The 12,972-nt window shown below is 51.4% G+C and carries 12 protein-coding genes and 1 pseudogene; 6 read left to right on the forward strand and 7 right to left on the reverse strand.

Annotation, left to right across the window (positions count from 1 at the left end; translation table 11 throughout):
- Positions 1 to 757: 757 nt before the first annotated feature.
- The 3 genes from BLR20_RS11555 (at position 758) to BLR20_RS28465 (ending at position 3,375) form a co-directional block, all read left to right on the forward strand.
- Positions 758 to 1,354 carry a hypothetical protein gene (locus tag BLR20_RS11555; RefSeq protein WP_074594703.1) on the forward strand — a complete coding sequence of 199 codons (597 nt, stop codon included), beginning with the start codon at positions 758 to 760 and terminating at the stop codon, positions 1,352 to 1,354.
- Between the two features lie 397 nt (positions 1,355 to 1,751).
- The gene (locus BLR20_RS11560) at positions 1,752 to 2,477 is read left to right on the forward strand and encodes an endonuclease NucS domain-containing protein (RefSeq protein WP_083369880.1); all 726 of its coding nucleotides are present in this window, start codon (positions 1,752 to 1,754) and stop codon (positions 2,475 to 2,477) included.
- A 442-nt stretch (positions 2,478 to 2,919) separates the two neighbouring features.
- Positions 2,920 to 3,375, forward strand: coding sequence for a GIY-YIG nuclease family protein (locus BLR20_RS28465; RefSeq protein WP_420875067.1), 456 nt, complete (start codon positions 2,920 to 2,922; stop codon positions 3,373 to 3,375).
- A 312-nt stretch (positions 3,376 to 3,687) separates the two neighbouring features.
- Here BLR20_RS28465 and BLR20_RS11570 read toward each other — a convergent pair whose 3' ends face one another.
- On the reverse strand, positions 3,688 to 4,620 hold the full coding sequence (locus BLR20_RS11570) for a DUF4365 domain-containing protein (RefSeq protein WP_074594708.1): 933 nt from the start codon (positions 4,618 to 4,620) through the stop codon (positions 3,688 to 3,690).
- A 278-nt stretch (positions 4,621 to 4,898) separates the two neighbouring features.
- Between BLR20_RS11570 and BLR20_RS11575 the strand changes: the two genes are divergently transcribed.
- Both BLR20_RS11575 and BLR20_RS11580 read left to right on the forward strand, forming a co-directional pair.
- The gene (locus BLR20_RS11575) at positions 4,899 to 5,498 is read left to right on the forward strand and encodes a hypothetical protein (RefSeq protein WP_074594710.1); all 600 of its coding nucleotides are present in this window, start codon (positions 4,899 to 4,901) and stop codon (positions 5,496 to 5,498) included.
- A gap of 367 nt (positions 5,499 to 5,865) precedes the next feature.
- On the forward strand, positions 5,866 to 6,243 hold the full coding sequence (locus tag BLR20_RS11580) for an Ltp family lipoprotein (RefSeq protein WP_074594712.1): 378 nt from the start codon (positions 5,866 to 5,868) through the stop codon (positions 6,241 to 6,243).
- Between the two features lie 197 nt (positions 6,244 to 6,440).
- Here the strand turns inward: BLR20_RS11580 and BLR20_RS11585 are convergent, their stop codons facing one another.
- The 4 genes and pseudogenes from BLR20_RS11585 to BLR20_RS28115 all read right to left on the reverse strand — a co-directional run.
- Positions 6,441 to 6,692 carry a hypothetical protein gene (locus tag BLR20_RS11585; protein ID WP_016568768.1) on the reverse strand — a complete coding sequence of 84 codons (252 nt, stop codon included), beginning with the start codon at positions 6,690 to 6,692 and terminating at the stop codon, positions 6,441 to 6,443.
- Positions 6,693 to 6,730: 38 nt separating this feature from the next.
- Positions 6,731 to 8,851, reverse strand: a complete 2,121-nt coding sequence (locus BLR20_RS11590; RefSeq protein ID WP_074594791.1) for an alpha/beta hydrolase domain-containing protein — start codon at positions 8,849 to 8,851, stop codon at positions 6,731 to 6,733.
- 299 nt (positions 8,852 to 9,150) lie between these two features.
- Positions 9,151 to 9,342, reverse strand: coding sequence for a type II toxin-antitoxin system RelB family antitoxin (gene relB / locus BLR20_RS11595; protein WP_074594714.1), 192 nt, complete (start codon positions 9,340 to 9,342; stop codon positions 9,151 to 9,153).
- A 62-nt stretch (positions 9,343 to 9,404) separates the two neighbouring features.
- Positions 9,405 to 9,684, reverse strand: a pseudogene (locus tag BLR20_RS28115) (mechanosensitive ion channel family protein); the annotation flags it as partial.
- Positions 9,685 to 10,355: 671 nt separating this feature from the next.
- Between BLR20_RS28115 and BLR20_RS11605 the strand changes: the two are divergent.
- Positions 10,356 to 10,610, forward strand: coding sequence for a hypothetical protein (locus BLR20_RS11605; RefSeq protein ID WP_024673820.1), 255 nt, complete (start codon positions 10,356 to 10,358; stop codon positions 10,608 to 10,610).
- A 652-nt stretch (positions 10,611 to 11,262) separates the two neighbouring features.
- Here BLR20_RS11605 and relB (BLR20_RS11615) read toward each other — a convergent pair.
- Together relB (BLR20_RS11615) and BLR20_RS11620 are read right to left on the reverse strand one after the other, a co-directional pair.
- A complete protein-coding gene (relB, locus tag BLR20_RS11615; RefSeq protein WP_074594718.1) occupies positions 11,263 to 11,454 on the reverse strand; it encodes a type II toxin-antitoxin system RelB family antitoxin in 192 nt (63 codons plus the stop codon).
- A 62-nt stretch (positions 11,455 to 11,516) separates the two neighbouring features.
- Positions 11,517 to 12,827, reverse strand: a complete 1,311-nt coding sequence (locus tag BLR20_RS11620; RefSeq protein WP_074594720.1) for a mechanosensitive ion channel family protein — start codon at positions 12,825 to 12,827, stop codon at positions 11,517 to 11,519.
- Between the last annotated feature and the right edge of the window lie 145 nt (positions 12,828 to 12,972).

Raw genomic sequence — 12,972 nt, forward strand, 5'->3', positions numbered from 1 at the left:
GTATCCAGTGTGGATGGGTTTATCGTAGGCGTTAGTCTGTCTATTGTCTGCGCCTTCAGGCCTTAATTGTGTGTAGGAAATGGCGTTGGCTTGTGTGGGGGGAGTGGGTTGGCTGATTGCTCCTGAAACCCTGTCCATATAGACATGGCAAGAGCAGCGCGCGGGATGACGCCTCGAAAGGCCAAGCCGGGGGCTTCACCAAGGCTTGGTTCGTGAAAGCCACTCCCCGCAGGCGCACACACCAATAATGCCTTTGCGGTATCCGCAGATGGGAACCGAAATCTTTGGCTGGCGGGATGGCGGTTATGGCCCATTAGATCTAACGCCGAAGCACTCAGAAATCCTGATCATTCTTAAGGCGCCATTCACGTATGTGCGCCTCGACCAAGCCAGTGCCAATCTTCCCAACGGAGCCGCATCCCTGGACAAACCACCCGGTCCAATGGCAATCCGGCCTCCTCGAAGGTAAGCGAAGACCGCTTGCATGAACCACGCCTGCACTGCCAGCACCGCCCAGAAGTGGCTCCAGTCGCCGGAAAAAACGCAACACTGCACTGCCCAATGACGCGATAGCCATCAATGCCGGTATCAGGTACCGATAGCGCTTTAGAATTCCGGTGTTGCTGGCTTCTCTCTCCATCGACCTTTTCCCGCTCCAATCAAAATTGAATGCTCCAATCATGGAGCCTGCAGTGTTTCTGATAACATCCGCCCCCATTCAATTAGCAATACCAGCATCGACACACGGAGAGTGAAAATGAAACGCCTGCACTGGCTCCTCGCTGGAAGCTACGCCGCGCTTTTAGCAGGTTGCAGCAATCCAGTTCCCTTTGGAACACCTGAAGATTTGGCCCGTATGAGGCAAGATCTCAACTTGGCGTATTTGCCGTCGACCGTGCTCCCTCTGAAATGGGCCTATTTTGACTATGGCGTTCAACAAGAAGGGGTGGACACAGTTGATACTCTCGCGCTGGTCCAACCCGGCTTACTCACACTGGTCGGGTATGAGAACGGCCACTACGTCCGGCAAGCTGAAGTTACCAGCGCGTCAACTGACTGCATGTACATTTTCAAGGGTGATGTCAGCGCACAGCCGGTGTGGTTACTGAAAGCTGATCGCCCTGTATTTTTGACTACCGGCAACAGCAGAGGGCTTATCGACGTCACCCGACGTAAAACACTGATTGATCAGATGACGGCGGCAGGTTTCATTCCCCACCTTGATGTCCAAGGAATGCCCTATCAGCCAACCGGAATCACCGAACGCAAGCTCGTAATGATGACAGGCTATGGGCAACGCGTTGAGTTAATGGAGCAGAACAAGACTTACAACGTCTGTAAAAAACAAAGCTAAAGACCCGAGGCGGCCTTTTTCGAGGGGCAGCAACCGGCCGATTCTTTTGAAAAAGTCGGCCATGGTTTCCACGGCAGAAAAGTACGTGTCTGAGTTTGAAATCTTTGCTTGGAGTAGAGAGTTCCGGGTTCAGATTTCCCGTAGATGCGCGCAAAAAGGCATTTTCAGCAGTCAGTACATACGCAGCCTGGAAGGACCGACTTTTTCAACACAATCGGCCAGGAGCAGACGCTTAGCCGACCAGCTTCCGTCCGGAGAACAGCACGAGAGTGACCATGATCACCTGACAGCTGCGCGATGCTACCGATGGCGATAGGCGAGCAATGTCGCCACATTGGTATTCTCATCCCCACCAGCTAACCTGCCAGTCTTAGCCATCAGTCATGGACGCCCCTAGATGCAGCCACCCAAGAAATACTCTGTTGTTTTGGTCGATTCAGATGGTAGTCACACGCTCTACCCGATGAAAGAATGGTGCCGTCAGAATCCCAATGAAGCACCACCTATCGATCCAAATACGAATTCTCAGCAGCTTCGTCGTGCATTCACTCGAATGGGATGGGTAACTGAAGAAACTGAAACCCAGGTTCTGATCCTTCATCCCGGTACACCCAAAACAGCTATCCAATCCATCGAAGACGAAGATCTGGCTCTTGGAGACGAAGACACGCCAGATTCAGATAGAGAGACAGTTTTTGAACTGGAATGGCAGCTACGCGACTTCATATCTCACAACATCGAATCACTGAAACTGGAAGGTAAATCCCTTCGCCTCTATGTCGACCCTCAAGGTCGTGAGGGAGTTGAATACCCTACCGAAGTTGGGCCAATCGACATACTCGCACTTGATCCAGATGATGCGTTCGTGATTTTTGAACTGAAACGTGGACGTGTGGCAGATCGTGCCATCGGTCAGATCAGCCGCTACATGGGCTGGATCAAGAAGAACCTTGCGCACGGGAAGATGGTGAAGGGCGTCATCGTTGCGAAATCCATCAGCTCAAACCTACGTCACGCTATCGTGGCAGTGCCTAATGTCTCGCTTTTTGAGTATGAAGTAGCGTTCAGCCTGAACCAAATCCTTGAAGCAGATGGACCATGTCAGATGAAATATGAGGAGTGAATAGCCCCAACTTTCGTAGACCCATCAATTGACTGCTGCTGGCCGCTTCCCGACGTACACGAAGGGCTGAAATCGGCCAGAAGCTGCCCTTCACGAAATGTAGCAAACGGCCGAATCTGTTAAAAATTGGTTTCTCGGACTGCCAGTAGACTCATCGTAGCCCCTCTTCTGATGCTGCTGAGTAAAATCTTAGTGCGAGTGTGCAGTTATTCCAGATATCGGTATCGGGCACGTACTTTTTTGCCGAAAAAATCACATTTAACTGTTTGAACACGGTCAGTCAGAAGCGGAAAGTCTTCGCGCCAATCGTGTCTAACCGTATATCCATTTTTGGATATACGCAAAATCAGGGTTACCGCTTAGCGGGCACGAGCAGAAAAAATCCAAAATTTTTCGCGGCGAGATATAATTGGGAACTTCTAAACTGAAAAAAGCTATGTGCATGACAACACTTCCTGGCAGCTGGATATATATTTTGCTTAGCTCTTCGGATTACACTCGCTGCAAGATAGGTCGAACCGATGGAAATCCTTTAAAAAGATTCAGAAATCTTAGAACTGGCGATCCCAACCTAGCGTTGCACGTAGCATATTATGTGCCAGCAAAATTGGCTTCAATCTCAAAGATTGAGTCCAGTATTCATTACGAATTTAAAGACTGTCGGATCACCAATCACGAGGATACAAATTCTGAGTGGTTCAGGGTCAAGTTTGAACAAGCAGAAATGTATATAGACTATCTGCTAGAATCGTTTTTGGATCAGGAGCTTTCTAACCGATCAAATATCCACTTAGACATTCCGACAAAAATGTATGAGTCAGATCTAAGGGATATCTATGAGCCTGATCTTCATGACCGAAGCTTTGCTGAATGGGTTTTGAGAAATACTGAAGAGTAACCAGCAGTCAAAATTGCTCACCAAGTTCTTTAGCCACGCGACTCTGCCTAGCGGGAGAGAAACTGAATAGGAAGTTTGCGCGGTAAATACGGTAGCGATCAGAGTGGTCAGCTTTTGGCTCAAAAGATCTTTCCGCCTCGCAGGTCCAGCTAGAGTCCTCACTTGACAAAATCGGTACATCCCGTATCTTACATTCGCGCTCCCCGGCTCTCGCGCGCGATCATACCTAAACGCGCCTCTCAGGTATGTGTCTGATCTCGCAGGCATTTATGTCTGTGAGTAGGACAGGATTGTGAAGAGGGGGGAAGCGCACTATTTCTTCGTTGTCTTCCTGTAAATGCTTTCCAGCCTAAGTTCTTGGCGGAGCTCCTGCCTAATTAAAGCCTTTTCCTTCCAGCTGTCTTCGTAAATGATTTGCTCGTCGAGCCTTACATATACTACACAGTCGCCTTTATCTGAGAAATGCACGTTTCTATACACTGCCAGCACTTTTCTGTTTACTATTATCTTGTTTCCATTTTGCACGGTTATTCCAGGCAGGGTTTGGATCTGGTGCGGAGTTTTTTCGAGTATTGTTTTGGCATACGGCAAAGCTGTCAAGCTATCTCGAATGTGCGATTGAGCCCGTGTGATTCTCGTTAGATGCCGCCATGCATAATTGCTGATGGATACTTTTCCAAGGCAGCAGGGCACAATTCCTCGGATTTTAGAAAATTTAGGGCGGGCCCATTCTCGTACTTGAGCAGTTGTGGCAAAGATCGGAACGGTGAACCTTCCCATTCCGCTTACAGGTCGGCGCTGTTTGTGTATCAGCCGTTCGATTTCAAATCTGGAGGCTGGCGTCAGAGTGTGATTTTCAGAAACTGATAAGGTCTCAATTGGTGTTTTTTTGTCGATGAGCTTCCAGTAAATCTTTGTTTCTGGATCAAGGCGTACCCAAATCAAAATTACGGGTTGATTGGTGGCTTTCCACTTTTTCAAGTGTTCTTGATCAATATTCTGTAAGCGCCATCGTTTTTTGGTCGGCGTCCAGCGCCCGAAGCTTACCCCAGTTTTAACTTGCACAGCTAGTTGTGCGTGGGTTGGGCTGGGAAAATCGACCGGAAACTTCAGCTGAAGATCAAGGGCACCTATTCCTTCTCCGCGCATGGTCTCTCGATGAGCTTCACCGTTGAAAATTAGAGATAAGACACTTGCAGCCAAGTTCTCACCGGCATTGCCTTGGTCGAATTTAAAGATGTTCATCAAATTTTCCGTGTAGTTATCATGCTGAGCTTATCAGCAATTTTGAATGCAGCGACAGTAGGATCTAATCGACGGTCTAACGCCGTTCCTAGCATCAACCTAGGGGCGCTAGGGGTGACTGCTGCGTGTTGCGACCGGCGGCACACGGCCAAAAGCAGTCTCTCGCGTAGACGCCGAGTCTCTGCATCATCGTGTCTTTTCAGCACGGGCTTGCGACACCCTGCAACCGCCAGCTAAAGTCCACCATCCCGTAAGATTCGCAGATGAAAGGACTTGAGATGCAGGCCAGTGACTTTAAACATCCGCATACACGATGGCACTACACTACAGTTCTGGAGCGCACAAACAATTTGATTTTCATGCATGCCATAACTGCCAAGGAAAACGACAAATCTTTTATTTTTAATGAAGAAGCAACAAAAAAACTAAACTGGGACAAAAGCATCAAGACAATGTTCGACTACCGAATGTCTTTCGGAATCGGAGATGTCTATGAGCGCATATTCCAACTTTGCGTGATCTCACTATGCTCAGATATAGAGCTATTTTTCAAGAAAACCTTCGAAATATTCGAATATAAAAAAGGCTCCGGAAAAGGCTTCTACCAAAGATTTAACGATGTAATGAAAGCCCTAAAAGCAGCTGGTCACGACTTTTCACCAATAGAAGATCGATTAAGCAAAATAAATCTTGCCTTCCAGGTACGCCACATATGCATCCATAATTATGGAGTCGTTGACGACGACTTTCAAAAAAACACGAACACCGGCAAGCTCGGTGAGACTTATGTAATAGAACAGGAGCAGTACCGAGAGATGTATGACGCCTACGTAGCCCTTCTTTTGCATTTGGACAATCACTTGCCCTCGGCAAAATAATCAAACGATCTATTCCCGGGCAGCCTCTGCACGCGTAATGCTTTATATGTAGACTCATGCATCTTCGCTGCAAAAACGGCACAGACATATGCTTTTGCCTGCTCTCTCGCTCGCGCATAAGCCAGTTCGAGCAGGCACGAGTCTGCTGAGTTCAACGTCGTCCGGTAGCTCAGTAATCAAGGGAAAAATGACTCTTGCAATAAACGTGATTCTTGGCCTATCGTCGCAGCTGCAGGCACTGATTGACCAGGTGAAAGCCGAGGAAATTCGCTCAGTCCCCTCAAAGGGACGTGTCATGTAAAGTTGAGCCGTAAGACAAGAATTTTAAGGCCGTTACAGGCACTGTATGGGTTCTGGAGATATTCCGATGAATTTTTTGAAAGTAATATTGGCTGTCACTTTTTTTGCTGCTGCTTCCTCATGGGCTGGAGATTTGACTGGACCTCAAAAGAATGCAGTCAGATCAGCGAAGCAGTATCTCAGTATTACGGGCTTCTCACGGAATGGGCTTATTCATCAGCTTTCATCTGATGCTGGAGAGGGTTTCGACGTTTCTGACGCTACGATAGCAGTGGACAGCATGAAGATTGATTGGAATCAGCAGGCGGTGAGGTCTGCGAAGCAGTATCTCAATATGATGGGCTTCTCGTGCAAAGGCCTCATTAAGCAACTTTCCTCGAGTGCTGGAGAAAAATACACTGTGGACCAAGCAACCTACGGGGCAAACCATGCAGATGGTTGCTGAAAAACGGCGTGCTTTAAATCGCCCCTAGTTTCGTAGACGCCATCAAGCTACAAGGAAGGGTTGCTAACCCTGCATAGCTGTCCGCTTTTGGCCGACTGCTGTCCGTCGTGACTGGCAGAGGTCGACCCAATGCGGCCGGTTAGGAGGGGTAGAATCGAACAGTGCCCATGGTGCGGTGATAGCCAAGTTCCTGTGGGTTAAGCACATTTGTGGGTGAGAGGGGGAGGCAAAGGTGTTCCATCCTCATAGGAGCCTAATGTTTTTCGTGCACGTAACACTAGCTCCTCAACCTGCACATACGGCAAATCCTCGGTGAACAACGAGATGGTTAAAGTGTTGTTAGCATCACATCGGAACACCTCAGCACACACCTGCCCATTTGCGTCGACGAGTTCAATCCCGAGACCATCCCTGATCACATCAGAAGCAATCTGAAACCGAAAATCCATGTATTACTCCTTTGTAGTGGTCGCCTGTTTACCCCTGCTCAAGGCCCCGCACGCACACCTTTCTCCTGCGCCTCCTTCACAAGCCGCTCACGATCTTCAGGAAGCAGCATCCGCGCCTCAACCAGCGAGTCTGCAGCTTTACTCAGTGCAGACACATAAGCCTCCTTCGTGGGGTAGCGTTCCTCCAGGGAAAGGCGAGGGTCTCCGGCCGTGACTCGCTCTTTCTTCGTCGCGGCAAACGGGAGGAAGCTGCCTTGGAAGTTACAAAAGCCGCCATCAAAAAGCTCGGGCCGGAAAGTGTTCCAACCCGTGTAAGTCCCGATGGGAGCGCCCAAATACACATCCCGAACGCCACCCACATCAATTCCGTCTGCATCCACTTGAGGCACCAGGAGGCCGTAACTGCCAACCCCCGATTTCGGCGGCTCTTTTGTGAGAATGCCAGAGCTGTCTTCGGGACGAAAACCAGGTCCAAAATCAAGAACTTGCAGGCTATTGACGGCACCGGTGTAGCGGAGCTCGGGGCGCGAAACGCCACCGTAATTTGTTGCGGGGATGAGCGGGAAACTGACCCTGTCCGCCGGCACGAGGGTGCCGTCCGCCACAGAAGGCTTTATCGAAGCGGGCGGTGCTGTCTCATCACGAACCCAGCCAACGAGATTGATGAACGCTGCGCGCATTGTCCAGGTGTGTGGATTTGGATTTGATTGAACCTGGCAAAGCCCAAAGGGTGGGTTAGCCGGGAGTGGCAAGGACGGCGGTGCATGCTGCGTACTTGCCATAATAAAAGTGCGGACGTTTTCCGGTTCAGGTGCATCGCGCAAGCCGAGTGGATCTGTAAGGCCAAGCGACTGGCGCCCCTCCCAAAGCTCAAGGGCCGTTGCCATGTGGAATATCAGAGGGCAAGTGTTGTTATCGTTGCAGCGATCCAGCAAACCCTGCGAGCGTCCGGTAACAGGGTCGGTTTCCCGGCCATAGGTAAACGGAAAATCGTAAGCAGGGTAATCATGATCGACCTGCTGGCCCCACGCCCGACCAGGTTGAGCAAACCGGATGTTGAGCGGCATCAGGCCACCACCGATATGCGGCATCGCACCATCATAGACCCGATGACCTGCCTCGCTGCGGTTGAAACCCAGCGCAATCATGCTGCGGATGAATCGCCCGGATTGTGATGAGCCAGTGATAATCGACTTGACCTTAGACCCATGCACTACAGGGTTGGGCACACCGGTATCGTCATGCTCAGCCTGCTGGAAAAACGCACCAACATCCCGTGCGATCGCAAAACCAATACCCATTACCGCCGGCTCCTTGGCCCGGTAAATCAGCTCGTAAAGCTTACCGGGCTGAAAACCAGCGGGTAGGCATATCTGGGTTTCGCTCGGCGTATTGCAATCGCCAAACTTCCAGTCATTCACTGGAATTTCCTGTCGGGGCGCATTTGCCCGCGAACGCACCGTCAACGTCGGACGAAAGCCATCCGCGAGCACTTTGGTATTGTCGGTTTCAACCGATTTGTAGCTCGTATGAGGTGGCGTAGAGGTGAACCAACCTGCGGACAGGTTAAGGCTGACGGTCGGTGAGAGCGTGGTCAACTCACTGCGCACCGCACCTGTTACGGGCGACCCATCAGTATTTATGGCCGTCGGCAATTGCACCATCATGCGGTTTTCACCCGGGGCAACGTCCCCCTGCCAGGCAAACGCGATCAGCGTCGTACCCTGGCGCTGTAGAAAACCGTCCCCGGCGACTTCGAAGTTGTTGAGCGCTGCTGGACTACCCCGCATATCAGCGTTGAACAATAACATCGCGCGCTTAGAGCCTCGATTTGGCACGTCGAATAGAAGAATATCATTCGATTTGGCCACGTCAGCGGGACGCAGGATTGCAACATCAGTAGTGTATTCAACCATCCCGCGACCGTTACGGGGCGCAAGTTCGATGTCTTGAATAATTTTGTTTCCAGACGCTCCTGGGTCTAACTCACCATGAGCGCGCGCAAAGACGCGTTCGTAAGTCCCTGTATTCCCGAAGCTTTCGCCTCCGAAAGCGGGTTCGGTCCGCAGGATCTCCAACTGAGTAATACGGGCTTGGGCGGGTACTGCAACGATCATCATGGCGCTTGCAAACGCTGCAGCATGAAGTAGGCGATTCATCCTTACCCCCAATTTGTCATTTTTTTTATGGATGGCTTTTGATGCTTTGATAGCAATGACTTGTACAGACCGAAAGGCTTCAAGCATAGGCCGCAGCTAGCTCGGCTATCATGAATTCGTAAGCGTTCCGAGAGCATACCGCTTAAAAATACCGGGACACCATCGCCCTTAATGCTGGAGTTCGGAGGATGAGTTCGCCGGACGCTTACGTCATTCCCAGCTAGCTGGCTGCTCGTATGTTTCTGTCTGCAATGTAGGAAAGGATTTGCTACAGGTTAATTCGTGCTGCCGGCCACTACTCAACCAGCATCTGGCGGAGTCTGCTTCGACTCTAGAAACGCACGCATCTCGGCCATGACCTGATCGTGTGGAACATTGGGTGCCGGATCATTGATTGACGCTTGGACCTGCGCACGAAACCACATGTCGTAGCTGGCGGCCTGTTCCTCAGTTTCAAACTCCGACACGATTGGAGAGATTCTAGCGCTCATGATCCAGCTCCCATGGGGTGTGAATCCATCTTGAGCATTCAGTTACGCATTGTCTGCGCCGTTCAGCCCGAATGTTGTTTAGGAAACGGCTCTGCCAACGGTGTAGCCCCCACCCGCGCTGATTCCCCCCTTAAACCACCTGCATATCTGCCCCACTAGGCTGCTGATACAACCCCAACCCAAACTCCGGTATCACAGTAATCAGATAATCGAAAATATCCCCTGTATCCGCTCGTAATTAACCCACACCGTCGTGCGGGTGAAGCAGTAGATTTCCAGCGGAATGCTCTGCGAGGTGGGTTCCAGCTGGCGGACCATGCAGGTCATGCCGGAATTACGATCAGGCTTTAATAATTTGGCTGCCTGCCAAAAAAAGCTTCGCTGTCACTACATGCGGCATGGACAAGAAGATCGATTGGCAGTGCTTTGCAAACTCAATGCTGCATTCAGTCGACTAGGGCTTTCTTAATGGTATGTCGGCTTGTAAAAAGATGATTTCAAACCGACAGCGCGGGACCTGATCGAGCAAAGAAATGACGCCATAGATTCGTCAGTTTCAAATGCTGAGAGAGACTGCTCTAGAGGGAAATACGATCAGGGGAAAGAAAATATTTCAAATTGTTTCAGGTTTGCGGCGCCGTAGCCCGCGATCTAGAAGGGCTGGGCATTCATACAGCGAAAAAATGGATCCGAATCCTACTTTTCAGATCGGTTATCCACAGGTCTAGCGTCTTGTAATTTTACAAGTGCCACATTATCTTGTAGCGAGTTCCGCAAGAAAACACCACATGTAGTGTTTTTCGGAATAGCTACGGATTAAGGAATGACAGCGAGTATGAGTGCGAAGTTTGGTCGCCCAGCACACATACCCGCCTACCCTGAGCCAATGCGAACATCGGTGGGACATGCATTAGAGAAAAATCCGAGCTGGGATGTCAACCGTCCTGCTTGGTTTTCTGCTCAAGCGGTGTTCCTGCCTATCCAATTTTATGTATGCACAGGAGCACCTAAACGTGCCTAAAAATCCTAAACAAACATCGACGTCTGTGGCCAGCCTTGCGTCCAAAATCCTCCGTAGCGACACCTCTTCGGCTATTCAAAAAGAATTGGCAGGGTCGGCTATGGCCCAGGCTTCCAGCGGTAAACAAACTAGTGCCGATATGGAGACCAAAGCCAGCCTTATTCTGGACAGCAACAAATACAACGCCACAACCAAGACCCTCGCAGCATCGGTGCTAGCCCAATCGAACAAAGAGCGGGGTAATTAACATGGCTCAGTATTTCGTTAACCGCAATGCGCAGGCCAATGGTGACCATGAAGTCCACACCAGCTCGTGCACTTTCTTGCCTGCACTCCAAAATCGCGTTGATCTTGGCCAACACGCCATCTGCGTAACTGCGGTGCGCCAAGCTCGCAACACGTACCCACAGTCGAACGGTTGCCGGACGTGCTGTTCGGCCTGCCACACTCAATAGACTGTTTTGAAGGTCTTATTTGTACCGGGGGCAGCCTGCAGGCTGTCCCTTTTCAAAGTTCAACCTGGTGTGTAAGCGCCCAATTATCCGGTCGAACGTTCCGTTGTCGGCCTGTCACGAAATCACTGGTACACCGTTGACTAAGGGCAAAAGCGTTCCGTTAGATCAAGCCAAACAGCCTCCTAACACAGGATCCGCAGAATTCCGTGGTACCAGGTGATCATCACTGCCTGAGCGACCTATTTCTCCGCTCTGGAGAAACGAGGTTTTTAATCAATTCTCACGATTTGTAGAGTTAGTAATGCTTTGCCATGCGAGCCTCCAGCCAATCATGGCTGCAATTATAGCCGCACTGACCTTTCTTACTAACCCCAGTACCTCGGGATGCTCACACGGTTCTATCTACACTTTAGTTGCAGGTTAATTCGTGCTGCTAGCCGCTACTTAACCAGCATCTGACGGAGTCTGCTTCGACTCTAGAAACGCACGCATCTTGGCCATGACCTGATCGTGTGGAATATTGGGCACCGGATCATCGATCGAGGCCTGCACCTGAGCACGAAACCACTTGTCGTAGCTGGCGGCCTGTTCCTCAGTTTCAAACTCAGACACGATTGGAGAAATTCGAGCACTCATGATCCAGCTCCTAAGGGGTGTGAATCCATCTTGAGCATTCAGTTATGCATTATCTGCGCCTTTCAGTCCGAACGTTCTGTAGGCAACGGCTCTACCAGCGGTGTAGCCCCCACCCGCACTGTCTCCCCCCTCAACCCCACCCGCATATCCGCCCCACTAGGCTGCTGATACAAACTCAACCCAAACTCCGGCATCACCGTAATCAGATAATCGAAAATATCCCCCTGTATCCGCTCGTAATCCACCCACACCGTGGTGCGGGTGAAGCAGTAGATTTCCAGCGGGATGCCCTGCGAGGTGGGTTCGAGCTGGCGAACCATGCAGGTCATGTTCGGGTTGATGTCGACGTGGCTTTTCAGGTACGCCAGGGCGTAGGCGCGGAAGGTGCCGATGTTGGTCATGCGCCTGCGGTTGGCGGACATTTGTGCGACGTTGCCTTGTGCCTGGTTCCAGGCCAGCAGTTCGGCCTGTTTGCGGCCGATGTAGTCGGTGAGCAGGTGGATTTGCATGAGTTGCTGTTCTTCATCGTCGCGCACGAAGCGCACGCCGCTGGCGTCGATGAACAGGCTGCGCTTGATGCGCCGTCCGCCGGATTGCTGCATGCCGCGCCAGTTGCGGAACGACTCTGACATCAGGCGCCAGGTCGGGATGGAGACGATGGTTTTGTCGAAGTTCTGTACTTTGACGGTGTGCAGAGTGATGTCCACCACGTCGCCATCTGCGCCGACCTGCGGCATTTCGATCCAGTCGCCGACGCGCAGCATGTCGTTGCTGGTCAGCTGCACACTGGCGACGAAGGAGAGCAGGGTGTCCTTGTAGACCAACAGGATGACCGCCGACATGGCGCCGAGGCCGGACAGCAGTAGCAGCGGCGAACGGTCGATCAGGGTGGCGACGATGATGATCCCGGCGAAGACGTACAGGATCATCTTCGACAGCTGCACGTAACCCTTGATGGAGCGCGTACGGGCGTGCTCGGTGCGCGCGTAGATGTCCAGCATGGCGTTGAGCAGGGCGCCGATGGCCAGGGTCATGAACAGGATGGTGAAGGCCATCGCCAGGTTGCCGATGACGTTTTTGCCTGTGGTGCTCAGCCCGGGGACCAGATTCAGGCCGAACTGAATGACCAGCGACGGCACCATCTGCGCCAGGCGATGGAAAACCTTGTTGTGGCGAAAGTCGTTGATCCAGTGCAGGGATGCCTGACGGCCCAGCATCCTCACGGCATACAGGACCAGAAAGCGCGCCACGCGGCCAAGTACCAGTGCGGCGGTCAGCAACAGGATCAGGGCCAGCCCGGTGCGTACCCACGGGTGCTGATCGAGCATGTCCCAGATTTCCTGGGTCTTGAGCCAAAGCGAGTGAATATCCATAAAAGCATCGGGCCCGTTGAGCGAAGAGGGGGGCGTGATTAGAACATTTACCGGGTCGGACGGGGCGGCCTGTGAGCACGAAGTGCACGTTGGGCAATGATTTCAAATTGTATCAATTGCTGAAGTAGACTCATCGCTCATTATC

This window comes from Pseudomonas congelans (genome assembly GCF_900103225.1).
GTDB classification, from domain to species: domain Bacteria; phylum Pseudomonadota; class Gammaproteobacteria; order Pseudomonadales; family Pseudomonadaceae; genus Aquipseudomonas; species Aquipseudomonas congelans.

Coding starts and splice junctions, on each gene's coding strand:
- BLR20_RS11555 (WP_074594703.1), top strand. CDS start 758: ATGAAACGCCTGCACTGGCTCCTCGCTGGAAGCTACGCCGCGCTTTTA.
- BLR20_RS11560 (WP_083369880.1), top strand. CDS start 1,752: ATGCAGCCACCCAAGAAATACTCTGTTGTTTTGGTCGATTCAGATGGT.
- BLR20_RS28465 (WP_420875067.1), top strand. CDS start 2,920: ATGACAACACTTCCTGGCAGCTGGATATATATTTTGCTTAGCTCTTCG.
- BLR20_RS11570 (WP_074594708.1), bottom strand. CDS start 4,620: ATGAACATCTTTAAATTCGACCAAGGCAATGCCGGTGAGAACTTGGCT.
- BLR20_RS11575 (WP_074594710.1), top strand. CDS start 4,899: ATGCAGGCCAGTGACTTTAAACATCCGCATACACGATGGCACTACACT.
- BLR20_RS11580 (WP_074594712.1), top strand. CDS start 5,866: ATGAATTTTTTGAAAGTAATATTGGCTGTCACTTTTTTTGCTGCTGCT.
- BLR20_RS11585 (WP_016568768.1), bottom strand. CDS start 6,692: ATGGATTTTCGGTTTCAGATTGCTTCTGATGTGATCAGGGATGGTCTC.
- BLR20_RS11590 (WP_074594791.1), bottom strand. CDS start 8,851: ATGAATCGCCTACTTCATGCTGCAGCGTTTGCAAGCGCCATGATGATC.
- relB (WP_074594714.1), bottom strand. CDS start 9,342: ATGAGCGCTAGAATCTCTCCAATCGTGTCGGAGTTTGAAACTGAGGAA.
- relB (WP_074594718.1), bottom strand. CDS start 11,454: ATGAGTGCTCGAATTTCTCCAATCGTGTCTGAGTTTGAAACTGAGGAA.
- BLR20_RS11620 (WP_074594720.1), bottom strand. CDS start 12,827: ATGGATATTCACTCGCTTTGGCTCAAGACCCAGGAAATCTGGGACATG.